Raw genomic sequence first — 24,846 nt, forward strand, 5'->3', positions numbered from 1 at the left:
CCCATCCCATGGCTTCCGTGGCTTCCGAGGCTTCCGCGGCCGACGTATCCTCCGGCAAGGTGACCTTCGTCGGTGCCGGTCCCGGCGCCGCCGACCTGCTGACGTTCCGCGCCGCGCGTGCCATCGCCGAGGCCGATGTCGTGATCTGGGCGGCGAGCCTGGTCCAGGCGGAGGTCCTCCAGCACGCGCGCGAGGACGCGGAGGTCCTGGACTCGGCGACGATGTCGCTGGAGGACGTCGTCGCCGTCTACCGGCGGGCACGCGAGGAGGGACTGCGGGTGGCCCGCATCCACTCCGGCGACCCGGCCCTGTGGGGCGGCACGCAGGAACAGATCGACCGGTGCGCGGAGATCGGTATCGCGACGGAGATCGTGCCCGGCGTCTCCGCCTTCTCCGCGGTCGCCGCGCTCGCACAGCGGGAGCTGACCATCCCGGAGGTCGCGCAGTCCGTCGTCCTCACCCGGCTCGGCGGCGGCAAGACGCCGATGCCGCCCGGGGAGGAGGTGCGCGAGTTCGCGAAGCACGGCACGACCATGGCGATCTTCCTGTCCGCGGCCCGCAGCGGCCAGCTGGTGCGGGAGCTGCTGGAGGGCGGCTACCCGACCGAGACCCCGGTGGTCGTCGCCTATCAGGCCACCTGGCCGGAGGAGTTGGTCGTGCGGTGCACGATCGGCACGCTGGAGGAGACGGTCAAGGAGCACAAGCTCTGGAAGCACACCCTCTTCCTGGTCGGCCCGGCCCTCGACGCGCACGGCACCCGCTCGCACCTGTACCACCCGGGGCACTTCCACGGGTACCGGAAGGCCGACCCTCAGGCTCGCAGGGAGCTGCGCACGCGGGGTGCGAGCACGTGATCACGGTGGTGGGCATGGGGGCCGGGACGCCGCCTTTCGAGGACGTCGCCGCCGGGGCCGAGCTGGTCGTCGGCGGGCGGCGCCATCTGGACGCCGTACGGCTGCCGGAGGGGGCCGAGCGGCTCGTGCTCGGGGCGTTGGCACCCGCCCTCGACACGGTCGCGGAGTACGTCGCCGAGCGGCGGCCGGTCGTCGTACTGGCCTCCGGGGACCCGGGGTTCTTCGGCATCGTGCGGGCGCTGGCCGAGCGGTTCGGGCCGGAGCGGCTCGATGTGCGGCCCGGTGTCTCCTCCGTGGCCGCCGCGTTCGCGCGGGCCGGGCTGCCGTGGGACGACGCCGTGGTGGCCAGCGCGCACGGGCGGGACCTGCGGACGGCGGTGCACCTGTGCCGGTCGCATCCGAAGGTCGCCGTGCTGACCGGCCCCGGGGCGGGGCCGGCGGAGCTGGGCGCCGCGCTCGGGGACGATCCGCGGGTCCTCGTCGTCGCCTCCGCGCTGGGCTCGGCCGAGGAACGCGTGGAGCGGGTGACGCCCGCCGAGGCCGCCGCCCGGGACTGGGGGACGGCGGTGAGCGTGGTGCTGTGCCTGGACGAGGCGCGAGCGCTGGGACCGGTACGGACCGTCGCCGGGCCGCGTCCGGGGCCCGCCGGGTGGGCGCTGGAGGAGGCCGAGTTCGCCCACCGCGACTCGATGATCACCAAGTTCGAGGTGCGGGCGCTGGCGCTGGCGCGGCTCGGTCCGCGGCCCGGCGACCTGGTCTGGGACGTCGGGGCGGGCTCAGGGTCCGTGGCCGTGGAGTGCGCGCGGCTGGGTGCCGCCGTCACGGCCGTCGAGAAGACACCGGACGGAGTGGAGCGGGTCCGTGCCAACGCCGCCGCGCACGACGTCGACGTCCGGGTCGTGCACGGGGCGGCGCCCGCGGTGCTGTCCGGGCTGGACGACCCCGACGCCGTGTTCGTCGGCGGCGGCGGGCGGGAACTGCCCGCGATCGTCGCCGCCTGCGCGCGGCGCGCCCGGCGGATCGCGGTCGTCGCCATGGCCGCGCTGGACCGGGTGCCGGCGGCCCGTGCGGCGCTGCTCGACGCCGGACTGGAGTGCGACGGGGTGCTTTTGCAGTCCTCGCGCCTCGCGCCGCTGCCGGGGGACGTGACCCGGCTGGCGGCGACCAATCCCGTTTTCCTGCTGTGGGGCACCAGGCCCCGCACCCGTACCGAAGGAGTGGGCCAGTGATCGGCCTCATTTCCGCCACCTCGGCGGGCGCGGCCGCGCGGGACCGGCTGGCCGCCGCGTGGCCGGACCGCACGCGCGTGTACGGGGGTCCCGTCGCGGACGCCGTACGGACCGCGTTCGCCGAGTGCGAGCAGCTCGTGTGCTTCCTCGCCACGGGGGCCGTGGTCCGGCTCGTGGCACCGCTGCTGGGCGACAAGCGGACCGACCCCGGTGTGGTGTGCGTCGACGAGGGCGGGCGGTTCGCCGTGTCGCTGGTCGGCGGCCACGGCGGCGGCGCCAACGAACTCGCCGTCGCGGTCGGCGGGGTGCTGGGTGCCGAGCCGGTGGTGACGACGGCGACGGACGCCGTGGGGCTGGCCGGGCTGGACACGCTCGGGCTGCCCGTGGAGGGCGATGTCGCCTCCGTCTCGCGGGCTCTGCTGGACGGCGAACCGGTGGCGCTGCGGGCGGAGGTGCGGTGGCCGCTGCCGCCGCTGCCGGTCGCCGAGGACGGGGCGTACACGATTCGGCTGACGGACCGTGTGGTGGAGCGGGCCGAACGCGAGGCCGTCCTGCGTCCGCCGTCCCTGGTCGTCGGCGTCGGCGCCTCCAAGGGCGCGCCGGTGGACGAGGTGCTCGCACTGGTCGAGGCGGCGCTGCGGGACGCCGGGCTGTCCGCCGCGTCGGTCGCCGAGCTGGCCACCGTGGACGCCAAGGCGGAGGAGCCCGGGATCGTCGGGGCGGCCGAGCGGCTGGGCGTGCCCCTGGTGACGTACTCCGCCGGGGAGCTGGCGGGCGTGGAGGTGCCCAACCCCTCCGACGCCCCGCTCGCGGCCGTCGGCACCCCGTCGGTCGCGGAGGCGGCGGCACTGGTGCGCGGCGGCGAACTGCTCGTGCCCAAGCGGAAGTCGGCGGCGAGCCCCGCCATGGCGACCTGTGCCGTCGTACGGCGGCCGGGGCGCGGGCGGCTCGCGGTGGTCGGGCTCGGGCCGGGCGCCCGGGACCTGGTGACTCCGCGCGCGCAGGCCGAGTTGCGGCGGGCTTCGGTGCTGGTCGGCCTCGACCAGTACGTCGACCAGATCCGCGACCTGCTGCGGCCGGGCACGCGCGTCCTGGAGTCGGGGCTCGGCGCCGAGGAGGAGCGGGCCCGGACGGCCGTCGAACAGGCCCGGCGCGGGCACGCCGTGGCGCTGATCGGCAGCGGGGACGCCGGGGTGTACGCCATGGCCTCGCCCGCGCTGGCGGAGGCGTCCGACGACATCGACGTGGTCGGGGTGCCGGGCGTGACGGCGGCGCTGGCGGCCGGGGCGATCCTGGGCGCGCCGCTCGGCCACGACCACGTGTCGATCAGCCTGTCCGACCTGCACACGCCGTGGGAGGTCATCGAGCGGCGGGTGCGGGCGGCGGCCGAGGCGGACATCGTCGTGACGTTCTACAACCCGCGCAGCCGGGGCCGGGACTGGCAGCTGCCCAAGGCGCTGGCGATCCTCGCGGAGCACCGGGAGCCGGTGACTCCGGTCGGGGTCGTGCGCAACGCGTCGCGCGCCGACGAGTCCAGCCGCCTGACCACGCTCACCGCTCTCGACCCGGCGACGGTCGACATGATGACCGTCGTGACGGTGGGCAACACCGCGACCCGTCGGATCGCCGGGCGCATGGTGACGCCGCGCGGCTACCGCTGGCAGGAGACGTCGTCCCAGGAGGAGCCGAAGTGAGCCGTGTCGTGCACCCCATCGAGCAGGAGTCCTTCCGGCGGCTGCGCGCCCGGCTGGACACCTCGCACTTCCCGCCGCTGACCCGGGCGGTGGTGGAGCGGGTCATCCACTCCGCCGCCGACCTGGAGTACGCGTCCGACCTCGTCATGGGCGAGGGCGAGCTGGCGAAGGCGCATGCCGCGCTGCACGCCGGGGCGCCGGTCGTCGTGGACGTGGAGATGGTCGCGGCGGGGATCACCCGGCGGGAGACCGTGTGCCGGCTGAAGGACGCCGTCGCGGGCCCCGGGCTGACGCGTTCCGCGCACGCGATGCGGCTGGCGTACGAACAGGTCGGGCCCGGTGCGCTCTGGGTGATCGGCTGTGCGCCGACCGCGCTGGAGGAGCTGCTCACCCTGGACGCGTCGCCGGCGCTCGTCATCGGTCTGCCCGTCGGCTTCGTCGGCGCGGCCGAGTCCAAGGCCGCGTTGCGGGAGAGCGGGCTGCCCGCCGTCAGCAACGTGTCCGAGAAGGGCGGGTCGGCGGTCGCCGCGGCCGCGCTGAACGCCCTGCTGTACCACCCCATTCCGTCCGAGGAACCCGAGGAGAAACTGTGACGACCCCGCCCGCCCTGCTCATCGCCGGACACGGCACCCGGGACGAGGCCGGAGCCGAGGCGTTCCGCGACTTCGTGCGCGAGCTGGGCCGCCGCCACCCCGAACTGCCCGTCGCGGGCGGCTTCATCGAGCTGTCCCCGCCACCGCTGGGCGAGGCGGTCGCCGAGCTGGTCGAGCGCGGTGTGCGCCGGTTCGCCGCGGTGCCGCTGATGCTGGTGTCCGCCGGGCACGCCAAGGGCGACATCCCGGCGGCGCTGTCCCGCGAGAAGGAGCGGCACCCCGGCATCTCGTACACGTACGGGCGTCCGCTGGGCCCGCACCCGGCGCTGCTGCGGGTGCTGGAGCGGCGGCTGGCGGAGGCGGTCGACCCGTCCTGGGACCCCGCCGAGGTGACCGTGCTGCTGGTCGGGCGCGGTTCGACGGACCCGGACGCCAACGCCGAGGTGTTCAAGGCGGCGCGGCTGCTGTGGGAGGGGCGCGGGTACGCGGCCGTGGAGACGGCGTTCGTGTCGCTGGCGAAGCCGGACGTGCCGGGCGGCCTGGACCGGTGCGTGCGGCTGGGGGCGCGGCGGGTCGTGGTCCTGCCGTACTTCCTGTTCACCGGCATCCTCCCGGACCGGGTCCGGCACCAGACCGAGGAGTGGGCCGCCGCGCATCCGGAGACCGAGGTGCGGTCGGCGGACGTCATCGGGCCCGAGCCGGAGCTGCTGGACCTGGTGTGGGAGCGGTACGAGGAGGCCGTCAAGGGCGATCTGCGGATGAACTGCGACTCGTGCGTGTACCGGATCGCGCTGCCGGGGTTCGAGGACAAGGTGGGACTGCCGCAGCAGCCGCACTTCCACCCCGACGACGACGGCCACCACCACCACGGGCACCATCACGGGCATGGACACGCACACTCCCATGCGCACTGAGGCCGACGGTCCTGATCTGCGGCACCACGGGGACGCCGAGGTCCGCGACGGCGGCTCGGCCCTGGTGGACCTCGCGGTGAACGTCCGCGCGGACACGCCCCCCGCCTGGCTGCGCGAGCATGTCGCCGCCTCGCTCGGCTCCCTCGCGGCCTACCCGGACGGGCGGGCCGCGCGGGCGGCGGTGGCGGCGCGGCACGGGCTGCCGGTGGAGCGGGTGCTGCTGACGGCGGGTGCCGCGGAGGCGTTCGTGCTGCTGGCGCGGGCGCTGAAGGTGCGCCGGCCGGTCGTGGTGCACCCCCAGTTCACGGAGCCGGAGGCGGCGCTGCGGAACGCGGGGCACACGGTCGACCGGGTGCTGCTGCGGGAGGCGGACGGCTTCCGGCTGGACCCGGCGGCCGTCCCCGAGGACGCCGACCTGGTGGTGATCGGCAACCCGACGAACCCGACGTCGGTCCTGCACCCGGCGGCCACGGTCACGGAACTGGCCCGTCCCGGGCGGACGCTGGTCGTGGACGAGGCGTTCATGGACGCGGTGCCGGGCGAGCGGGAGGCGCTGGCCGGGCGTACGGACGTGCCCGGGCTGGTGGTCCTGCGCAGCCTCACCAAGACGTGGGGGCTGGCCGGGCTGCGCATCGGCTACGTCCTGGCGGCCCCGGAGACGATCACCGACCTGGAGCGCGCGCAGCCGCTGTGGCCCGTGTCCACGCCCGCGCTCGCGGCGGCCGAGGCGTGCGTGGCTCCTCAGGCTCTGGCGGAGGCCGCCCACGCCGCCCACCGCGTCGCCGCGGACCGGGGCCATCTCGTCGCCGGGCTGGCGGAGTTCACCGACGCCGGGGTACGGGTCGTCGCCCCCGCCGAGGGCCCCTTCGTCCTCGTCCGCCTCCCGGACGCCGCCGCGGTGCGCCACCGGCTGCGCGCTCTCGGGTACGCGGTACGACGCGGGGACACGTTCCCGGGGCTGGGCGAGGAGTGGCTGCGCCTGGCGGTACGCGACCGGACGACGACGGACGGCTTCCTGCGCGCGCTGCGGCGGGCGGTGGCGGAACCGGCCTGAGGCGGCCGGCCCCGCCCCGGAGTACCGCCGGCCCGGCGTCCCCGCCTCCCCCCGGCCCCCCCGACCCCCGGCCGCGCCCATCCGCACCCCGTCCGGCCCCTGCCGCCGCCCGCGCGAGCCCCCTGGCCGCGTCCGCGCCGCCCCCCTACGGTCAGCTTCCGCGGTCAGCCCCCACGGTCAGCCCCGCGGTCAGCCCCCGCGGTCAGCCGCGCCTGCGGCGGGCCAGGACGAGGGATCCGCCGCCCGCCAGGACCAGCGCGGCGGCGCCCGCGGCGATGTACGGGGTCGCCGAGCTGCCGCCCGTCTCGGCGAGGTCCGCCTCGGCGCGGGCGCCCTGGGCCTTCACGTCGGCCGCCGGTTCGGCGTCCTGCTCGGTGTCCTGCTGCGCGGGCGGCTCCTCGGCCTTCGCCGGCGGCTGCCCGGTCTCGGCCGCCGGGGCCGCCGGGGCCTCGCAGGTCGCCTTCGCCAGGGTCAGGGTGCCGTCGACCTCGGCGACGTTCAGGTCGAGGGGGTTGACGGACACCTTGAGTTCGAGCGCGGTGGCGGCGGCCGTACGGGATGTGGTCTCCGTCCTGGAGAGGTCGAGCCGCACCTCCCCGACGCCGGGCACCTTCACCTGCGTCGTCCCGCCCGTGGTCAGCGTGACCTTCTTGCCGAGGACCGTCACCGCGCCCAGCAGGTTCGCGTCGGCGACCGGCTTCTTCCCGGCCTCGCAGGTCGCCACGGAGGTGACCTGCTCGACCTCGACCACCGACAGCAGCGGCAGACCGGGGACGTGGAGCCTCGCGCGGGCCAGGTTGGTGTACCCCTCGCTCTTCGCCGCGGTCGCCGTCGCCTTGGCCTCGGCCACGTCGGCGCGCAGGACGCTGAAGGGCTTGCCGCCGTCGACGCCGTCCAGCCGTGCGGTCAGCGCGGTCTTCTGGGCGGTCTCGGGCGCGTGCACCTCGTTGAGGGTGACCGCGAGCGGGACGTTCACGGTCTTGTTGAGCAGGGACACGTCGAGCCCGGTGCGCAGGACGGTGGCGCTCGCGCGGCCGTGGTCGCCGGTCGCGTGTGCGGTGCCCGCGCCGGCCAGCACGGCGGGGCCGGCGGCCAGCGCCGTGGCCGCCGCGACGGTGACGAGGCGGCGTGCGGGCATGCGGAAGGTGTTGCCGTTCAAGGTGGTGGGACCCCCAGTGAGACATGCGTGCGGGACACGCATGAGCGACATGCTTGGGACCCGGAAAGAATGTCCCCGCGCACGCCGAACCGTCAGCGATCCCGGGGCACTTCACCCCTTCGTGGGGTTTCCGCGTGCCCATTCGAATCTCCGCGCACGGGCGTTCCCCGGCCTCACCCGCGTCGGCTAACCGACGACCCGCCCGTTCAGCACCACCCGGCGCGGAGCGGCGAGCACGCGCACGTCCGCGCGCGGGTCCGCGTCGAACACCACCAGGTCCGCCGGCGCGCCCTCGTCCAGCCCGGGACGCCCGAGCCAGCCGCGGGCGGCCCAGGTCGTCGCGGCGAGGGCCTCGACGGGCGGGATGCCGGCGGTGACCAGTTCCGCGACCTCCGCCGCCGCCAGGCCGTGGGCCAGGGAGCCGCCCGCGTCGGTGCCGACGAAGACCGGGATGCCGGCGTCGTAGGCGTTGCGCACGGTGTCGTAGCGGCGTTCGTGGAGTCGGCGCATATGGGCCGACCAGCGCGGGAACCTGGACTGGCCGCCGTCGGCGAGCGCGGGGAAGGTGGCGATGTTGACGAGGGTCGGCACGATGGCGACGCCCCGCTCGGCGAAGAGCGGGATGGTGTCGTCCGTCAGGCCCGTGGCGTGCTCGACGCAGTCGATGCCGGCCTCGACCAGGTCGCGCAGGGAGTCCTCGGCGAAGCAGTGCGCGGTGACGCGGGCGCCGAGCCGGTGGGCCTCGGCGATCGCGGCCTCGACGGCGCCGCGCGGCCAGCACGCGGACAGGTCGCCGAGGTCGCGGTCGATCCAGTCGCCGACCAGCTTCACCCAGCCGTCGCCGCGCCGGGCCTCCTGGGCGACGTACGCGACGAGGTCCTCGGGCTCGACCTCCCAGGCGTAGTCGCGGATGTAGCGGCGGGTGCGGGCGATGTGCCGCCCGGCCCGGATGATCTTCGGGAGGTCCTCGCGGTCGTCGATCCAGCGGGTGTCGGAGGGGGAGCCCGCGTCACGGATGAGGAGGGTGCCCGCCTCGCGGTCGGTCAGCGCCTGCTTCTCGGCGACGTCCTCGGGGACGGCCCCGTGCCGGTCGAGGCCGACGTGGCAGTGCGCGTCGACCAGACCGGGCAGTGCCCAGCCCTCGACGGTGCGGACGTCGGCGGCCCCGGCCGGGCGGTCGTACGAGACCCGGCCGTCGATCACCCACAGCTCGTCGCGGACGTCCTCGTCCCGCGGTCCGACGAGCACCCGACCCTTCACGTGCAGCACCGTGCGATCGCTCATGCCCGCACCTTAGACCGGGCTGCGGGGGTGTTCGAAGGCCCGGTCTACCGGCCGTCGCTCCGTGCTGCCGCGCGGGCGCGGAGCTCGGTCGCGTACCCGGCCGCGACGGCGCCCGCCACGGCCGTCAGGGCCAGGGCGGCGACGCCGGGGTTGACGTAGCCGGGGACGTCGTCGGAGTCGTATCCGTCGCCGTCGGCGGTCTCGCAGCGGAAGCGGAGGGGCAGGTAGGAGGCCGAGTAGTCGACGACCCGGGCGGACAGCTCCGGATGCTCGCTCGTGCGGCAGGGCCGCGACGGCGCGGATCCCGTGCCGCCGTCCTCCGCCTCCATGACCGCGAGAGCCACACACAGCGCGCCCCAGACGTACAGCAGGGCGGCCGCCGCACCGGCACACCCCGCCAGTACGCGGAACCCCCCACCGGGGCGGACGGGCGCGGAAGCGGCACCGCCCGCCCCGGGGGCAGGGCTGACGTACGTGCCGGGGCGGCGGGCGAGGACGACGGCGGTCACGACCGCCACGAGGACGAGCAGCAGGAGAGCGGACACGGCCCGAGTCCACCAGGCGGACGATCACCACCGCTGTGGCGGAAGCCACAATTCCGGGCGTGGGGGTGTCGCAACGGATGCCCTCCGACGCGAGTGGCGCCAGGGGCCGTGGTTACTCTCGACTCCGTACGTGCCGTACACCTGCCCGTGAGCGAAGAGAGCAGCACAGTGACCCACCCCTTCCTGGACCTCGCCCCGCTGAGCGCCGGCCGTTTCGCCGCGATCGAGGACCGGGTCGCGCGCCTGCTCGGCACCGGCCAGGACGTCGTGATCATGCAGGGCGAGGCGCTGCTGCCGCTGGAGGGCGCCATCCGCGCCGCAGCCGGGCCGGGCACCGTGGCACTGAACGTCGTCACGGGGCCGTACGGGCAGACCTTCGGGAACTGGCTGCGGGACTGCGGCGCGACCGTGCACGACCTCTCCGTGCCGTTCCACACGGCCGTGTCCGCCGGGCAGGTCCGCCATGCCTTCACCGAGCACCCGGAGATCGACTTCGTGTCCCTGGTGCACGCCGAGGCGGCGACCGGGAACACCAACCCGGTCGCGGAGATCGGCGAGGTGGTCCGGGCGCACGGCGCGCTGTTCTACCTGGACGCCGTGGCCTCCGTGGGCGCCGAGCCGGTGCTGCCGGACGAGTGGGGCGTGGACCTGTGCGTGATCGGCGCGCAGAAGGCGATGGGCGGTCCGGCGGGCGTGTCGGCGGTGTCGGTGAGCGAGCGGGCGTGGGCGCGGATGGCCGCGAATCCCGGGGCGCCGCGCCGGTCGTACCTGTCGCTGCTGGACTGGAAGGAGCGCTGGACCGACGGTGGGCGCAAGGCGCTGCCGCACGCGCCGGCGCAGCTGGAGATGCTCGCGCTGGAGGCGTGCGTGGAGCGCATCGAGGCGGCGGGCCTCGGGACGGTGATGGGGCGGCACGCGTCGGCGGCGGCGGCCACACGGGCCGGCGCGCTCGCGCTGGGCGGCGGTCTGGAGCCGTACGTGTACGAGGCCACGGACGCGGCGCCGGTGGCGACGACCCTGCGGGCGCCGGCGGACGTCGACGCGTCCGAGCTGGTGGCCCGGGCCCTGGAGTCCGACCCGGCGCTGCCGCTGGCCGCGGGCGGGGGCGCGCTCGCGGCGGAGATGATCCGCGTCAACCACTACGGTCCGGACGCGACGCGGGGGGCCGTGCAGGGGTGTCTGGCGGCACTGGGTGCCGCGCTGGCCGAGAGAGGCCTGAAGGCCGATCCGGAGGCGGCTCGGCGGGCCGCCGAGGACGCCTGGGACCGGCCGGCCGGACCCAACCTTTCGGAAGCATGAATTCAGGGGAATTCCCGACGCTCACACAAACAGAATTAAGTAATTACACTCAGCACAGCTTCCCGTATTCTTCTGCCCGCTTTTCCGAGACCTAAACACGCGGATTCCACGAGCCCCGATCTTCACATTTCGGGCACGTCTCGCACGGGTTACGCGATTGTGACCCGATCCACATGCTGCCCGTTTTGTGGCCTATGGGCGGGTCAAACTCTGACATACCGCCGCCAGCTCGCGCGGAAGCACGCGCCCGCGTGATAACACATGACGCGCCCATACGTAACCCCATGCGGCGATGCAATTTCGAATTTCGCTGGGTAAATTCAATTCGCATGACTGCCGCGCAAGCAGACCTGCAAATCGACCGTCCGAGAGTGGCCGACGGGGCCGCCCTGTGGCGGATAGCGAGGGATTCGAAGGTCCTCGACCTGAACTCGTCCTACAGCTATCTGCTCTGGTGCCGGGACTTCGCCGCCACGTCGGCCGTCGCCCGGGACGGGCACGGTGTGCCGGTCGGCTTCGTCACCGGGTACGTACGCCCGGACCGGCCGGACACGCTGCTCGTGTGGCAGATAGCGGTGGACGAGGCGTACCGCGGGCGCCGGCTCGCCGCCTCCCTGCTCGACGGGCTGGCCGCCCGGACCGTCGCGGAGCTCGGCCTGACCACCGTGGAGACCACCATCTCACCCGACAACACCGCCTCGCAGCGGCTGTTCACCTCGTTCGCCGAGCGCCACGGCGCCCGGCTGGAGCGCGAGGTGCTGTTCGACACGGGCCTGTTCCCCGACGGGCCGCACGAGCCCGAGGTGCTGTACCGCATCGGACCCCTGACCGCGGCCGGCCGCTGACGCCCGGCTCCCGGGCGATCCGGCCACCCCGGACCGTCCGGCTCCCCAAGACTTCCCGGCCGGGACCGCACCGGTTCCGCCGGATTCGTACGACCTTCCTCTCCCACCCTCACCCAACGAGGAGCGATTCGTCGTGACCATCACCCAGCCCGACCTCAGCGTCTTCGAGACCGTCGAGTCCGAGGTGCGCAGCTACTGCCGCGGCTGGCCCACCGTCTTCGACCGTGCGCTCGGCAGCCGCATGTACGACGAGGACGGCCACGAGTACCTCGACTTCTTCGCCGGAGCGGGCTCGCTCAACTACGGGCACAACAACGCCGTCCTGAAACGCGCGCTGATCGACTACCTGGAGCGGGACGGCGTCACGCACGGTCTCGACATGTCGACCACCGCCAAGCGCCGCTTCCTGGAGACGTTCCAGAACCTGGTGCTCCGGCCGCGTGACCTGCCGTACAAGGTCATGTTCCCGGGCCCGACGGGCACCAACGCCGTGGAGTCCGCGCTGAAGCTGGCGCGGAAGGTGAAGGGGCGCGAGTCGATCGTGTCGTTCACCAACGCCTTCCACGGCATGTCGCTGGGCTCGCTCGCCGTGACCGGCAACGCCTTCAAGCGGGCCGGCGCCGGCGTCCCGCTGGTGCACGGCACGCCCATGCCGTTCGACAACTACTTCGACGGCACGGTCGAGGACTTCATCTGGTTCGAGCGGCTGCTGGAGGACCAGGGGTCCGGCCTGAACAAGCCGGCCGCCGTGATCGTCGAGACGGTGCAGGGCGAGGGCGGCATCAACGTCGCCCGGGCCGAGTGGCTGCGGGCCCTGGCCGACCTGTGCGCGCGGCAGGACATGCTGCTCATCGTCGACGACATCCAGATGGGCTGCGGCCGTACCGGCGCCTTCTTCTCCTTCGAGGAGGCGGGCATCACGCCGGACATCGTCACCGTCTCCAAGTCGATCAGCGGCTACGGCCTGCCCATGGCGCTGACCCTGTTCAAGCCCGAGCTGGACGTCTGGGAGCCGGGCGAGCACAACGGCACCTTCCGCGGCAACAACCCCGCGTTCGTCACGGCGACCGCCACGCTGGAGGCGTACTGGGCCGACGGCTCGGCGATGGAGAAGCAGACCCGCGCCCGCGGTGAGCAGGTCGAGCAGCACATGATCGCCATCACCGAGGAGAACCTCGCCGACGTCAAGGAGTACCGCGGCCGCGGCCTGGTCTGGGGCCTGGAGTTCCACGACAAGGACCGTGCGGGCCGGATCGCCAAGCGCGCCTTCGAGCTGGGGCTGCTCATCGAGACGTCCGGCCCCGAGAGCGAGGTCGTCAAGCTGCTCCCGGCGCTCACCATCACGCCCGACGAGCTGGACGAGGGCATGAAGACCCTCGCGCGGGCCGTGCGCGAGACCGCCTGACCGCACCACTGCTTCCGGCGCCTTCGGCCCGTGCGGCCGAAGGCGCCGGGGACCCTTGCACACCCTTCACCTAGGAGGCATCGCAACACCGTGATCGTCCGTTCGTTCAAGGAGATCGAAGGCACCGACCGGCACGTGAAATCGGCGTCCGGCACCTGGGAGAGCAAGCGCATCGTCCTCGCGAAGGAGAGGGTCGGTTTCTCCGTCCACGAGACGATTCTGTACGCGGGTACGGAGACGTCCATGTGGTACGCGAACCACATCGAGGCCGTCGTCTGCACCAAGGGCGACGCCGAGTTGACCGACCGCGAGACCGGGAAGACGTACCACATCACCCCGGGCACGATGTACCTCCTCGACGGCCACGAGCGGCACACGCTCAAGGTCAAGGAGGACTTCCACTGCATCTGTGTCTTCAACCCGCCCGTGACCGGACGGGAGGATCACGACGAGAACGGCGTCTACCCGCTGCTCACCGAGGAGGTGTGAGTCACCGTGACCATCACGACCACGAACGTCACCGATCTCTATCCCACCCGCGGCGCCACCGAGGTGGCGACTCCCCGGCAGGACCCGGTCGTCTGGGGCTCCCCGGACACGCCCGGTCCCGTCTCGGCCGGTGACCTGCAGGCGCTGGACCGCGACGGCTTCCTCGCCATCGACCAGCTCATCGGACCGGACGAGGTCGACGTCTACCGGCGCGAGCTGGAGCGGCTCACCACCGACCCGGCCATCCGCGCGGACGAGCGCTCGATCGTGGAGCCGCAGTCCAAGGAGATCCGGTCCGTCTTCGAGGTGCACAAGATCAGCGAGGTCTTCGCCAAGCTGGTGCGCGACGAGCGGGTGGTCGGGCGGGCCCGGCAGATCCTCGGCTCGGACGTCTACGTCCACCAGTCGCGGATCAACGTCAAGCCCGGCTTCGGAGCCAGCGGCTTCTACTGGCACTCGGACTTCGAGACCTGGCACGCCGAGGACGGCCTGCCGAACATGCGGACGATCTCGGTCTCGATCGCGCTCACCGAGAACTACGACACCAACGGCGGTCTCATGATCATGCCGGGGTCGCACAAGACGTTCCTCGGGTGCGCGGGGGCCACGCCGAAGGACAACTACAAGAAGTCCCTGCAGATGCAGGACGCGGGGACGCCGTCCGACGAGGCGCTGACGAAGATGGCCTCGGAGTACGGCATCAAGCTGTTCACCGGCAAGGCCGGCTCGGCGACCTGGTTCGACTGCAACTGCATGCACGGGTCGGGCGACAACATCACGCCGTTCCCGCGCAGCAACGTGTTCATCGTGTTCAACAGCGTGGAGAACACGGCCGTCGAGCCGTTCGCGGCACCGATCCGGCGGCCGGAGTTCATCGGCGCACGGGACTTCACTCCGGTGAGGTGACCCGCGGCTGAACCCGGGCAGGGGCCTCTCCGTGTGGGACGGGAGGCCCCTGCCCGATGCTGTCCCGGCCCGGCTGTCCCGGCCCGGTTTTCCCGGCCCCGGCGTCCCGGCCGTCCCGGTCGTCTCAGCCCGCCAGCACGTCCAGCAGCCGGTCGACGTCCGCCGCCGTGTTGTACAGGTGGAAGGCGGCCCGCAGATTGCCCGCCCGGTCCGAGACCTGCACGCCGGCCCGGCTCAGCCCGCCCTGCCGGTGGCCGAGTCCGGGCACGGACACGATCGCGGAGCCCGGCGCGGGCACCGGCTCGTGGCCGAGCGAGCGCACCCCCTGCCGGAACCGGTCGGCGAGGGCGGTGTCGTGGGCGTGCACGGCGTCCACGCCCAGCTCCTCGACCAGGGCCAGGGAGTGCCGGGCGCCGGTGTAGGAGAGGACGGCCGGGCTCTCGTCGAAGCGCCGTGCGGAGTGCGCGAGTTCCTCGACGGGCCCGTAACAGCTGTCCCAGGGACGCTCGCCCGACGCCCACCCGGCGAACAGCGGCGTGAGTCCGCCGAAGTCCTCCGGTACGACGAGGAAGGCGACGCCCCGGGGGCAGAGCACCCACTTGTAGGCGACGGCGGCCACGTAGTCGAAGTCGTCGGCGGCCAGCGGCAGCCACCCGTTGGACTGGGAGGCGTCGACCAGCGTCCGCGCGCCGTGCGCCCGGGCGGCGTCCCGCAGCGCCGCGAGGTCGGCGATCCGCCCGTCGGCGGACTGGACGGCGCTGACCGCGACGAGCGCGGTGTCCGGGCCCACCGACTCGGCGATCCGCTCCAGCGGCACGCTGCGCACCTTCAGGTCACCGCGCGTGTGCAGGGGATTCACCAGGGAGCTGAAGTCGGCTTCAGCGGTGAGGACTTCGGCGCCCGCGGGCAGCGAGGCGGCGACGAGCCCGCTGAACGTGGCGACCGAGGCGCCGGCCGCGACCCGGGTGGCGGGCACCCCCACGAGCCGGGCGAAGGCGGACCGGCACGCCTCGACGTCCGCGAACATGTCGAGCGGCTGCCCCTGGGCCGCGGACGCCGCCGCGTCACGCATCGCGACGAGGGTCCGGGCGGGAAGCAGGCCGGTGCTGGCGGTGTTCAGGTACGTGGTCTTCGGGGCGAACTCGGTGCGGACGAGGTTCTCGAAGCTCTCCATGGCACCATCGTGCGGCTCCGCGACCTCCCCGTCCATCGCGTATTTCTACGCGGTTCCTCCAAGCGTCGCTTATGCGACCGTCCCCACCTGCGGTTTCAGTCCTGCGGGACCGCGCACCCGTCCGGGCCGCACGCCTCGGCGCCCCCGTCGTCGATCACCTTCAGCGGCGTGCGCCCGCCCCACGCCCGGGTCAGCGCCTGGGCGAAGACCTCGGCGGGCTGGGCGCCGGAGACGCCGTACGCCCGGTCGAGCACGAAGAACGGCACGCCCGTGGCCCCGAGCCGCGCGGCCTCGTCCTCGTCGGCACGCACCTCGTCGGCGTAGGCGGCGGGGTCGGCGAGCACCTCGCGGGCGGCGTCCTCGTCCAGGCCGACGGCGACGGCCAGCTCCACGAGCCGCTCGTCGTCGTCGAAGACGGAGCGCTCGTCGGCGAAGTTGGCCCGGTAGAGCGCGTCCAGCAGCGCCTCCTGCCGACCCCGCTCCTTGGCCAGGTGCAGCAGCCGGTGCATGTCGAAGGTGCTGCCGTGGTCGCGGCCCCGGGTGCGGTACTCCAGACCCTCGGCGGCGGCCTGCGTTCCGAGATGGTCCTCACCGGCGTGCGCCTGCGCCTCGCTCATGCCGTACTTGGCGGTGAGCATCGTCAGCACGGGCTGGACGTCGTCCTTGGCCCGCCCCGGGTCCAGCTCGAACGACCGGTGGACCACCTCGACGCCGTCACGGTGCGGGAAGGCCGCCAGCGCCTTCTCGAAGCGGGCCTTGCCCACGTAACACCACGGGCAGGCGATGTCGCTCCAGATCTCGACGCGCATGTCTCGGCTCTTCTCCAGGTCGTACGGGTGCGGAGGACTTCCCCGCCCCGTACGTGAACCTTCAACCAGTCGGTCTCATTCCCCGGGCACGTCGAAGCGCAGGACCAGGTGGTGGTCGCCCTCGGCGGGCGGGTTCTCCGGGTCGGGGACCCGGCCCCGGTGAGCGTAGAAGGCCCGGGCTCGTCCGTTGTCGACGTGTACGTCCAGGACGGGCTCCCCGACCCGGTCGAATCCGTCGTCGGGGAGCCCGTCCGGGCAGTACGTCGCCCGGGCCCGGGCGGGCAGGGCGGCCACGGCCTCCGCCTGGGCGGGCAGGACGGTACGGATCACCCGGCTCCCGGTCACACGTTCGTCGATCATGCAACGCAGGACGCGGGAGCCGGGTCTTCCGGTCGCGTCAGCCGCCGTCGCGCAGGTCCGCCGGCCAGGCCGGCCGGAACTCCAGGTGGTCGTACGTCACCTCGCACCCCTCCCCCGTGGGCGCCTGCGCCAGGAACCCCACCAGGGCCGCGCCGGTCTCCTTCTCGTCGCCCAGGGTGAACAGCCGGACGAAGGTCCAGCGTTCGCCGTCGAGGGAGGCGTGGAAGGCGAAGGCCCGTCCGGTCCGGCTGACCCGCAGCCAGACGGAACCACCCTCCACCGTGAAGGAGTTGCAGTCGTCGGAGTGCCCCCGGGTGACCACCGTGCAGACGGTGGGCACGTCCGGGGAGTACTCCAGGCACAGCTTGGCCCAGGCCCGCTCCCCGACGTGGACGTAGAGGACCCCGGCGTCGAAAGCGCCGTTGAACCCGACCGTGACGCGGGCGATCAGCTGGAAGTCGCCGTCGGGAGCGCCCAGCAGCCGGGGCGCGTCGGAGGCGGACTCCAGCACCTCACCGGTGGGCGGCACGAACCGGTCCTGCCGGGGGCCGGCCGACCCGGTGAGCACACCGTCCTTGTAGGACCAGTTGCCGTCGGGACCATAGGGACGGAGGGAGAAGGGCAGTTCGGATATCTCGATGTCCATCTGCGAATGATCTCCGGTCCGTGCGGATACGCAGGGGCGCGGGGCCGCATCGACTCGCGGCCCCGCCGCGTGGGCGCGACCGGCCGAGTCGGCGCCGCGGCGGCGGACCGACCCGCGCCCGCGGTGCTATCGCTCCAGAACCCCGTTGAACCGCCGAGGCAGCCCCAGCGGATTGTCATCCCGCAGCTCCGGCGGCAACAACGCCTCAGGCGCCCCCTGATAGGCGACCGGCCGCAGCCACCGCTCGATGGCCGCGCCCCCCACCGACGTGGACGTCGACGTCGTGGCAGGGTACGGCCCCCCGTGCTGTTGAGCCGCGGCGACCGCGACCCCCGTCGGCCAGCCATTGACCAGCACCCGCCCCGCTAGCGGCGTCAGCTCCGCGAGAATCTCCGCCCCGCGCCCCCGACCCGCCGCCTCCTCGGCGGACAGCTGAACCGTCGCCGTGAGGTTCCCCGGCAGCCGCGACAGCACCCCCCGCACCTCGGCCTCGTCCTCGTAGCGGGCCACCACGGTGACCGGCCCGAAGCACTCCTCCAGGAGCAGGTCGTGCTCGCCCTCCGCCGCCAGCCGCCCGGCCGGCACCGTGAGGAACCCGGCGGCGACGGTGTGCTCGCCGCCCGAGCCCGGCGTCACCGGGGAGTCCACGTCGGGCAGCGCGGCGCGCTCGGCGACGCCGGCGACGAAGTTGTCCCGCATGCGGTGGTCGAGCAGCACGCCGGCGTCGGTGTCGCTGACCGCGTCCGTGAGGGACTTGACCAGGCCGTCACCGGCGGCGCCCGACGGCACCAGGACCAGGCCGGGCTTCACGCAGAACTGGCCGACGCCCAGCGTCATCGAACCGGCCAGCCCCGCGCCGATCGCCTCCGCCCGCTCGGCGGCCGCCGCCTCGGTGACGACGACCGGGTTCAGCGAGCCCAGCTCGCCGTGGAAGGGGATCGGGACGGGGCGCGCCGCCGCCGCGTCGAACAGCGCGCGGCCACCGCGCACGGATCCGGTGAAGCCGGCCGCCGCGACCAGCGGGTGCCCGATCAGTTCGACGCCCGCCTCGAAGCCGTGCACCAGGCCGACGACGCCTTCCGGGAGGTCGTGCCGGGCGGCGGCCCGGCGCAGCACCTTGGCGACCAGCTCGGACAGGGCCGGGTGGTCGGGGTGGGCCTTGACGACGACGGGGCAGCCGGCCGCGAGGGCGCTCGCTGTGTCGCCGCCGGGGACGGAGAAGGCGAAGGGGAAGTTGGAGGCCGAGTAGACGGCGACGACGCCGAGGGGCACCTTGTAGCGGCGCAGGTCCGGGATCGGCGGGGTCGCGGTGTCGTCGGGGTGGTTGACGACGACACCGAGGAACTCGCCCTCGTCGACGATGCCGGCGAAGGCCCGCAGCTGGTAGCAGGTGCGGGCGAGTTCGCCGGTGAGCCGGACCGGGCCGAGCGCGGTCTCCGCGTCGGCCACCTCGACGAGGGTGCTCTCGGCCGCCTTCAGCTCGTCGGCGGCGGTGCGCAGGAAGGCCGCGCGCACCCTCCGGTCGGCGAGGGCGTCCCGGGCGGCGTGCGCGGCGCGGACGGCGGCGTCCACCTCCTGGGCCGTGGCTTCCACCGCGACCTGTTCACGCTGCTTCCCGGTACGGGGGTCGACACTCCAGACTGGTGCTGCTGCCACCGCGGGTCCCTTCACGTGCTGTACCTGGAACTCGTTCGATATACTGAACGCTGTCTCTACTGATGAATATGCTGTCGAGACTATTTCCCGTCGAACGAAGGGGTCAAGGGCGATGTCGGCTGTCGAGACGGGGGGCGGAGCGCAGGTCAAGTCCGCGGTGCGGACGGTTGAACTGCTCGAGTACTTCGCCGGACGCCCCGGTATGCATTCCCTCGCGTCGGTCCAGGAGGCCGTCGGCTATCCCAAGTCCAGCCTCTACATGCTGCTGCGCACGCTGGTGGAGCTGGGCTGGGTGGAGACGGACGCGACCGGCACGCGGTACGGCATCGGCGTACGGGCGCTGCTGGTCGGCACGTCGTACATCGACGGCGACGAGGTGGTCGCGGCGGCGCGGCCGACGCTGGACCGGCTCTCCGACGACACGACCGAGACCATCCACCTCGCGCGGCTGGACGGCACGAACGTCGTCTACCTCGCCACCCGCCAGTCGCAGCACTACCTGCGGCCGTTCACCCGGGTCGGCCGCCGGCTGCCCGCGCACTCCACGTCGCTGGGCAAGGCGCTGCTGAGCACGTACACCGACGAGCAGGTCCGCAAGCTGCTCCCGGACACGCTGCCCGCGCTGACCGAGCACACGATCACCGACCGGGAGCGGCTCATCGAGGAGCTGCACCAGGTGCGGGAGCAGGGCTTCGCCGTGGACCGCGAGGAGAACACGCTGGGGCTGCGCTGCTTCGGCGTGGCGGTCCCCTACCGCACCCCCGCGCGGGACGCGATCAGCTGCTCGGTGCCGGTGGCGCGGCTGACGCCCGCGCACGAGCAGATGGTGAAGGACGCCTTGTTCGACGCGCGGGACCGGCTGACGCTCGCCACGCGTAGGCTCTGATCCATGCACATCGCTCTGCGCGAGGTTCACGACAGCGATCTGCCCGTCTTCTTCCGGCAGATGAACGATCCCGAGGCCCTGCGCATGGCGGCCTTCACCCCCGAGGATCCGGCGGACTGGCACGCCTTCGAGACCCACTGGAGAAAGATCCGGGCCTCGGTCGATGTCGTCAGGACGATCCTCGGCGACGGTGACGTCATCGGCAGCGCGGCGGTGTACGGGGAGCCGGGCGAACGCGAGGTGACGTACTGGGTGGACCGGGCCTACTGGGGCCGGGGCGTGGCCACGGCGGCGCTGCGCGTGCTGCTGGCCGAGGTGCCGGACCGCCCGCTGTACGCGCGGGCGGCGGCGGACAACGCCGGGTCGCTGCGTGTCCTGGAGAAGTGCGGCTTCCAAGAGAGCGCCCAGGCCCGGGGGTTCGCCCCTGCCCGGGGCGAGGAGATCGACGAGGTCGTACTCCACCTCGCGGGCTGACCGGCTCCGCCGCGCGGCGGAGGCGGATCGTCGGTGCGCAGGAGGTGCCCGGGGGTGTCCGCGCGGGAGCGTGGAGGCATGACGCAGACGCTCGCCCCCACGCCCTCCCCGCCCGCCTCGGCCCCCGGCCCCGCCCGGGCCCGCCGGCCGCTGCGGGCGGTCGCCGTCCTCGCCTGTCTGCCGTACCTCGCGCTCAAGGTCGCCTGGATCGCGGGGAGTCGGGTCGGGATCCCGGAAGGCAGCGTCCTGCTGGACCACCGGGTCACCATGGTCCTGGCCAACGGGCTCACGCTGCTGCTGGACAGTTGTGTGATCGTGCTGGCCCTGATGCTGACCCGGCCGTGGGGTCTGCGGGTGCCCGCGTGGCCGCTGGCGTTCCCGGTGTGGGTCGCCGGGGGGCTGCTCGCGCCGATCATGGCGGGGTTCCCCCTGCAGCTCCTCACCCGGGCGCTCGGCGGCGACACCGCGACGGCGTCCGGCCCGGGACGCGAGGCCTTCCTCCACCCGTGGGTGTTCGTGATCGTGTACACCGGGTTCATCGTGCAGGGACTCGCCCTCGGGGGGCTGTTCGTGCTCCACGCGCGTGACCGCTGGGGACGTCTGTGGCGCGGGCGGGTGGGGGAGCTGCCGGCCGGCGTCGTCCGGGCGCCGTACCAGGCGGTCGCTCTCGTCGCGGCGATCCTCGCGTCGTTCCCGCTCGCCGTCCGGCTGTACTGGGCGTGCGGCGGCACGGCGGGGCTCGGGGCCGGGGACCGCACCAGTGACTTCCGGGCGCTGGAGGGCATGCACGTCGCCTTCCTCCTCGCGGCCGTCATCGGCACCCTGCTGCTCGCCTTCCGCCGCGCCCGCGTCCTGCCGGTCACGGTGCCCCTCGCTTGGGCCTGGGTCTGTTCCGGCGCCGCGGCCTGCTGGGGCGGCTGGGTGCTGCTCGCCGCGCTGATGCCGGCCGACGATCCCACCGACCGCCCGGCACCGCTGATGATGTTCGCCTACGCTGGCCAGATGACCGTCGGTCTCCTTCTCGCCTCGGTCGGCGCCCACTTCCTCGCCCGGCGGTCGGCCACGGCCCGCAGGCTGCCGTGACCGCTCTCGCCCGGTTCCTGTTCGGCCGGCGGGCGCGCCTGCGGTGGATCCACCTGATCCTCGGCGGCGCGCTCGCCATGCCGTACGTCCTCGTGGGCTCGGTCGTCGTCGGCCCCGTCGCCGGGGACGCGGACGTCTTCCGCTCGCTGTCCCTGCAACTGGCCTCGTTCGCCTTGGGGTTGCCGCTCGCCGCCGTCACTTCGCTGTTCCCGCTGACCCGCCCGCTGGAGGCCGGCGTCGTGCGGTGGCTGTGCGGCGTGGACGCCGACCGGCTCGCCTACGGGCCCGCCCGCACCAAGGGCGAGAAGGGGCGGACGGCGGCCTGGTTCACGCTGCACCTGGGGGCCGGCGGCATCATCGCGGGGATGTCGCTCGCCGTGCCGCCGTTCGCGGCCGCGCTGATCGCGCTGCCCTTCGTACCGGCGCTGCGCGACGACCGGATGGGGCTGCCCGGCGTCCTCCAGCACGTCTGGGCACTCGCGCTGGCGCCGGTCGCGGGCGCCGCGATGCTGGTCGCCCTCGCCGGCTGCGCCGTGGGGTGCGGCGCGTTGCTGGCCCGCTGGGCGCCCGCGCTGCTCGGCCCGTCCCCCGAGGACCGGGTCGCGGCGGCCGAGGCACGCGCCGCCGACCTCGCCGTCCGCAACCGGCTCGCGCGCGAGCTGCACGACTCCGTCGGCCACGCCCTGAGCGCGGTCACCCTTCAGGCGAGCGCGGCCCGCCGGCTCCTGGACACCGACCCGGAGTTCGCCCGCGAGGCGCTCGCCGCGATCGAGGACACCACCCGCCGCACGGTCGGCGAACTCGACGCCGTACTGGGCGTCCTGCGGGACGGCGACGCGCCCGGCACCGCGCCTGCGCCGACGCTCGCCGCCGACCTCGACGGGCTGCTGCGCCGCACGCGCGCGGGCGGGCTGCGGGTGGCGGCCACCGTCGCCACCGACCCGGAGGCGCTTCCGCCGCTGGTCTCCCGCGAGGCCTACCGGATCGTGCAGGAGGGGCTGAGCAACGCGCTCAGGCACGCGGGCGGACAGGTCCCCGTGGCGCTGCGCGTCGACGTGCTGGACGATCACCTGCGGATCACCGTCGAGAATCCCCTCGTCGAGGCCTGCGGGACCGGCGGCACATCGCGCCGCACCGGTGGCGGCCACGGACTGCGCGGCATCGCCGACCGGGCCCGGCTGCTGGGCGGCGCGGCCGAGGCGGGCAGCGTCGAGGGGGCGTGGCGGCTCCACGTACGACTGCCGCTGAAGGGAACCGTATGACCCCGCCCGAAGGAGACCGTGTGGCCCGCCCGCCGATCCGGATCGTCCTGGCCGACGACGAGCGCATGGTCCGCACCGCCCTGCGCGCCATCCTCTCCGCGGAACCGGACCTGGAGGTCGCCGGCGAGGCGGCCACCGGCGCCGAGGCCGTCTCCGTCGTCCGGGAGACCCGGCCGGACGTGGTCCTCATGGACGTCCGCATGCCCGAGGTCGACGGCATCCGCGCCACCGAGCAGATCCTCGCCACCCTCGACGAGCCGCCCCGCGTCGTGGTCGTGACCACCTTCGAGAACGACTCCTACGTCTACGACGCGCTGCGCGCCGGGGCCGCCGGCTTCCTGCTCAAGCGCGCCGACGCGGACACGCTCGTCCAGGCCGTACGGCTGGTGGCGCACAGCGACACGCTGCTGTTCCCGGCGGCGGTACGGACGCTGGCGGCCGAGCACGCGCGCGCGAACCCCGCCCGGCCGGCCTGGGTGGCGCGGCTCACCGGACGCGAGGGCGAGGTGCTGCGCCTGATGGCGACCGGGCTGACCAACGCGGAGACGGCGCAGCGCATGGGGGTCGGGCCGGCCACGGTGAAGACCCATGTGGCGTCGGTGCTGGCGAAGACCGGCGCCCGGGACCGCACCCAGGCGGTCATCCTGGCCTACGAGGCCGGCTTCATGAACGGAAGATGAGAAATCGGGGCGGACGGAACGATTCGCTCCCGCCCGTTCGTCTTCCCAGTGGGATGAACAAGACGATCAGGCGCGCATCGGTCTTCACGCTGCTCCTGGTGTTCGCTCTGCTGATCAGAGCGACCTGGGTGCAGTTCTACGAGGGCCGGGCACTCGCGGACGACAAGGAAAACCGGCGGAACGCGATCGAGACGTACGCGGAGCCGCTCGGGAACATCATCGTGGCCGGCCGGTCGATCACCGGCTCGGCGCCGACGGAGGGCGGTGACCTCGCCTACAAGCGCACGTACGAGAAGGGCAAGCTGTACGCGGCGGTGACGGGCTACGCCTCGCAGGCGTACGCGCCGACGCAGTTGGAGGGCATCTACCAGGACGTGCTCAACGGCACCGACCCGCGGCTGAAGACGGTGATGGACACGATCACCGGCACCCGGGCCGAGCCGGGCAACGTGGTCACGACGATCGACCCGGAGGTGCAGAAGGCCGGGTTCGAGGCGCTGGGCGAGACCAAGGGCGCCGCCGTCGCGATCGACCCGAAGACGGGCCGGATCCTGTCGGTCGTGTCGACCCCGTCGTACGACCCGACGTCGCTGACCGACGCCAACACCGCCGGTGAGGCCTGGGAGAGGCTGACCAGTGACCCGGACAAGCCGCTGACCAACCGCGCGCTGCGCCAGCCGCTGCCGCCGGGCTCGACGTTCAAGCTGGTGGTGGCGGCCGCCGCGCTGGAGGACGGGCTGTACGGGTCGGTGGACGAGGAGACCGACAGCCCGGACCCCTACACGCTGCCGGGCACCGTGACGGACCTGACGAACGAGAACCCGAACGCGCCCTGCGAGGACGCCACGATCCGCACCGCGCTGCAGTACTCGTGCAACAACGTCTTCGCGAAGATGGCCGTGGACCTCGGCCAGGACAAGCTGCGGGCGATGGCCGAGAGGTTCGGCTTCAACGACGAGTCGCAGGACGTGCCGGTGCGGGCGTACACCAGCGTGTACCCGAAGGACATGAACAAGTCGTCGACGGCCCTGACGGGCATCGGCCAGTTCGACGTGACGGCGACCCCGCTGCAGATGGCGATGGTCTCGGCGGCCCTCGCCAACGGCGGCGAGCTGGTCTCCCCGCACATGGTGTCCCAGATCACCGACAGCGGCGGCGACATCCTGGAGGACACCGACCCGGACTCGAAGCGGATCGTCTCCTCCTCCACCGCCGAGCAGCTCCGGTCGGCCATGGAGACCGTCGTGGAGAAGGGCACGGGGTCGAACGCGCGGATCTCCGGCGCGACCGTGGGCGGCAAGACGGGCACGGCACAGCACGGCGAGAACAACAGCAAGACCCCGTACGCCTGGTTCACCTCGTACGCCAAGTCCGACTCCTCGGACAAGGAGGTGGCCGTGGCGGTCATCATCGAGCAGTCCGACGCGGCCCGTTCCGAGGTCAGCGGCAACGGCCTGGCGGCCCCGGTGGCCAAGGCGATGATGGAGGCGGCGCTCAAGGGCTGACTCCCCCGGGCCGTTCGGTCTCCCATACGGCGTTCGACGCA

Annotated in this window: 25 protein-coding genes; 17 read left to right on the plus strand and 8 right to left on the minus strand. The window is 73.6% G+C overall.

Features of this window, described 5'->3' with window-relative positions:
* Window positions 1–8 precede the first annotated feature (8 nt).
* Genes cobM through cobC form a run of 6 tightly spaced genes read left to right on the plus strand, consistent with a single transcriptional unit; the run spans window position 9 to window position 6,338 of the window.
* On the plus strand, window positions 9–854 hold the full coding sequence (cobM, locus tag ACIQ6R_RS08315) for a precorrin-4 C(11)-methyltransferase (protein ID WP_404219709.1): 846 nt from the start codon (window positions 9–11) through the stop codon (window positions 852–854).
* Entirely contained in the window at window positions 851–2,083 is a 1,233-nt protein-coding gene (cbiE, locus tag ACIQ6R_RS08320) for a precorrin-6y C5,15-methyltransferase (decarboxylating) subunit CbiE (protein ID WP_404219711.1), read from the plus strand. The genes cobM and cbiE overlap by 4 nt, the downstream gene beginning before the upstream one ends.
* Window positions 2,080–3,777, plus strand: a complete 1,698-nt coding sequence (gene cobJ / locus ACIQ6R_RS08325) for a precorrin-3B C(17)-methyltransferase (RefSeq protein WP_404219713.1) — start codon at window positions 2,080–2,082, stop codon at window positions 3,775–3,777. Before cbiE ends, cobJ begins: the two co-directional genes overlap by 4 nt.
* Window positions 3,774–4,370, plus strand: a complete 597-nt coding sequence (locus tag ACIQ6R_RS08330; protein WP_404219715.1) for a precorrin-8X methylmutase — start codon at window positions 3,774–3,776, stop codon at window positions 4,368–4,370. The genes cobJ and ACIQ6R_RS08330 overlap by 4 nt, the downstream gene beginning before the upstream one ends.
* Window positions 4,367–5,284 carry a sirohydrochlorin chelatase gene (locus tag ACIQ6R_RS08335; RefSeq protein WP_404185324.1) on the plus strand — a complete coding sequence of 306 codons (918 nt, stop codon included), beginning with the start codon at window positions 4,367–4,369 and terminating at the stop codon, window positions 5,282–5,284. Before ACIQ6R_RS08330 ends, ACIQ6R_RS08335 begins: the two co-directional genes overlap by 4 nt.
* The gene (cobC, locus tag ACIQ6R_RS08340; RefSeq protein WP_404219717.1) at window positions 5,256–6,338 is read left to right on the plus strand and encodes an Rv2231c family pyridoxal phosphate-dependent protein CobC; all 1,083 of its coding nucleotides are present in this window, start codon (window positions 5,256–5,258) and stop codon (window positions 6,336–6,338) included. Before ACIQ6R_RS08335 ends, cobC begins: the two co-directional genes overlap by 29 nt.
* Window positions 6,339–6,540: 202 nt before the next feature.
* Here cobC and ACIQ6R_RS08345 read toward each other — a convergent pair whose 3' ends face one another.
* The 3 genes from ACIQ6R_RS08345 to ACIQ6R_RS08355 form a co-directional block, all read right to left on the minus strand.
* Entirely contained in the window at window positions 6,541–7,497 is a 957-nt protein-coding gene (locus tag ACIQ6R_RS08345) for an SCO1860 family LAETG-anchored protein (protein ID WP_404219719.1), read from the minus strand.
* Between the two features lie 186 nt (window positions 7,498–7,683).
* Window positions 7,684–8,781, minus strand: a complete 1,098-nt coding sequence (locus ACIQ6R_RS08350; protein WP_404185333.1) for an amidohydrolase family protein — start codon at window positions 8,779–8,781, stop codon at window positions 7,684–7,686.
* 44 nt (window positions 8,782–8,825) lie between these two features.
* Window positions 8,826–9,326, minus strand: a complete 501-nt coding sequence (locus tag ACIQ6R_RS08355) for a hypothetical protein (protein WP_404219721.1) — start codon at window positions 9,324–9,326, stop codon at window positions 8,826–8,828.
* A gap of 168 nt (window positions 9,327–9,494) precedes the next feature.
* On the opposite strand from ACIQ6R_RS08355, the gene ACIQ6R_RS08360 reads away from it, so the two are divergent.
* The 5 genes from ACIQ6R_RS08360 to thpD all read left to right on the plus strand — a co-directional run bounded on the left by ACIQ6R_RS08360 (window position 9,495) and on the right by thpD (window position 14,270).
* Window positions 9,495–10,625: a pyridoxal-phosphate-dependent aminotransferase family protein gene (locus tag ACIQ6R_RS08360; RefSeq protein ID WP_404220304.1), complete on the plus strand. Its 1,131-nt coding sequence runs from the start codon at window positions 9,495–9,497 to the stop codon at window positions 10,623–10,625.
* Between the two features lie 329 nt (window positions 10,626–10,954).
* Window positions 10,955–11,470, plus strand: coding sequence for a diaminobutyrate acetyltransferase (gene ectA, locus ACIQ6R_RS08365; RefSeq protein WP_404185339.1), 516 nt, complete (start codon window positions 10,955–10,957; stop codon window positions 11,468–11,470).
* 133 nt (window positions 11,471–11,603) lie between these two features.
* The gene (gene ectB, locus ACIQ6R_RS08370) at window positions 11,604–12,875 is read left to right on the plus strand and encodes a diaminobutyrate--2-oxoglutarate transaminase (RefSeq protein WP_404185342.1); all 1,272 of its coding nucleotides are present in this window, start codon (window positions 11,604–11,606) and stop codon (window positions 12,873–12,875) included.
* A 90-nt stretch (window positions 12,876–12,965) separates the two neighbouring features.
* Window positions 12,966–13,364, plus strand: coding sequence for an ectoine synthase (locus ACIQ6R_RS08375; RefSeq protein ID WP_404185345.1), 399 nt, complete (start codon window positions 12,966–12,968; stop codon window positions 13,362–13,364).
* Between the two features lie 6 nt (window positions 13,365–13,370).
* Window positions 13,371–14,270 (plus strand): ectoine hydroxylase, encoded by a 900-nt coding sequence (gene thpD, locus ACIQ6R_RS08380; protein ID WP_404185348.1) that lies wholly within the window; start codon window positions 13,371–13,373, stop codon window positions 14,268–14,270.
* A 124-nt stretch (window positions 14,271–14,394) separates the two neighbouring features.
* Here the strand turns inward: thpD and ACIQ6R_RS08385 are convergent, their stop codons facing one another.
* From ACIQ6R_RS08385 to ACIQ6R_RS08405, 5 genes are all read right to left on the minus strand, one after another.
* A complete protein-coding gene (locus ACIQ6R_RS08385) occupies window positions 14,395–15,480 on the minus strand; it encodes an aminotransferase class V-fold PLP-dependent enzyme (protein ID WP_404219723.1) in 1,086 nt (361 codons plus the stop codon).
* Between the two features lie 59 nt (window positions 15,481–15,539).
* On the minus strand, window positions 15,540–16,253 hold the full coding sequence (locus ACIQ6R_RS08390) for a DsbA family oxidoreductase (RefSeq protein ID WP_404219725.1): 714 nt from the start codon (window positions 16,251–16,253) through the stop codon (window positions 15,540–15,542).
* Between the two features lie 75 nt (window positions 16,254–16,328).
* The gene (locus tag ACIQ6R_RS08395; RefSeq protein WP_404219727.1) at window positions 16,329–16,613 is read right to left on the minus strand and encodes a hypothetical protein; all 285 of its coding nucleotides are present in this window, start codon (window positions 16,611–16,613) and stop codon (window positions 16,329–16,331) included.
* Between the two features lie 37 nt (window positions 16,614–16,650).
* Window positions 16,651–17,259 carry a DUF1349 domain-containing protein gene (locus ACIQ6R_RS08400; RefSeq protein WP_404185359.1) on the minus strand — a complete coding sequence of 203 codons (609 nt, stop codon included), beginning with the start codon at window positions 17,257–17,259 and terminating at the stop codon, window positions 16,651–16,653.
* 126 nt (window positions 17,260–17,385) lie between these two features.
* The gene (locus ACIQ6R_RS08405) at window positions 17,386–18,915 is read right to left on the minus strand and encodes an aldehyde dehydrogenase (NADP(+)) (RefSeq protein ID WP_404219729.1); all 1,530 of its coding nucleotides are present in this window, start codon (window positions 18,913–18,915) and stop codon (window positions 17,386–17,388) included.
* Window positions 18,916–19,027: 112 nt separating this feature from the next.
* On the opposite strand from ACIQ6R_RS08405, the gene ACIQ6R_RS08410 reads away from it, so the two are divergent.
* From ACIQ6R_RS08410 to ACIQ6R_RS08435, 6 genes are all read left to right on the plus strand, one after another.
* A complete protein-coding gene (locus ACIQ6R_RS08410; RefSeq protein ID WP_404185365.1) occupies window positions 19,028–19,801 on the plus strand; it encodes an IclR family transcriptional regulator in 774 nt (257 codons plus the stop codon).
* A gap of 3 nt (window positions 19,802–19,804) precedes the next feature.
* Window positions 19,805–20,275 (plus strand): GNAT family N-acetyltransferase, encoded by a 471-nt coding sequence (locus ACIQ6R_RS08415; protein ID WP_404185368.1) that lies wholly within the window; start codon window positions 19,805–19,807, stop codon window positions 20,273–20,275.
* Between the two features lie 78 nt (window positions 20,276–20,353).
* Window positions 20,354–21,358 (plus strand): hypothetical protein, encoded by a 1,005-nt coding sequence (locus ACIQ6R_RS08420; RefSeq protein ID WP_404219731.1) that lies wholly within the window; start codon window positions 20,354–20,356, stop codon window positions 21,356–21,358.
* Entirely contained in the window at window positions 21,355–22,620 is a 1,266-nt protein-coding gene (locus ACIQ6R_RS08425; RefSeq protein WP_404219733.1) for a sensor histidine kinase, read from the plus strand. Before ACIQ6R_RS08420 ends, ACIQ6R_RS08425 begins: the two co-directional genes overlap by 4 nt.
* Window positions 22,617–23,300, plus strand: coding sequence for a response regulator (locus tag ACIQ6R_RS08430; RefSeq protein WP_404219735.1), 684 nt, complete (start codon window positions 22,617–22,619; stop codon window positions 23,298–23,300). The genes ACIQ6R_RS08425 and ACIQ6R_RS08430 overlap by 4 nt, the downstream gene beginning before the upstream one ends.
* Before the next feature lie 53 nt (window positions 23,301–23,353).
* Window positions 23,354–24,805, plus strand: coding sequence for a peptidoglycan D,D-transpeptidase FtsI family protein (locus ACIQ6R_RS08435; RefSeq protein ID WP_404219737.1), 1,452 nt, complete (start codon window positions 23,354–23,356; stop codon window positions 24,803–24,805).
* Window positions 24,806–24,846: the final 41 nt, after the last annotated feature.

It is taken from the genome of Streptomyces sp. NPDC096048, assembly GCF_044763415.1.
Classification (GTDB): Bacteria; Actinomycetota; Actinomycetes; order Streptomycetales; family Streptomycetaceae; genus Streptomyces.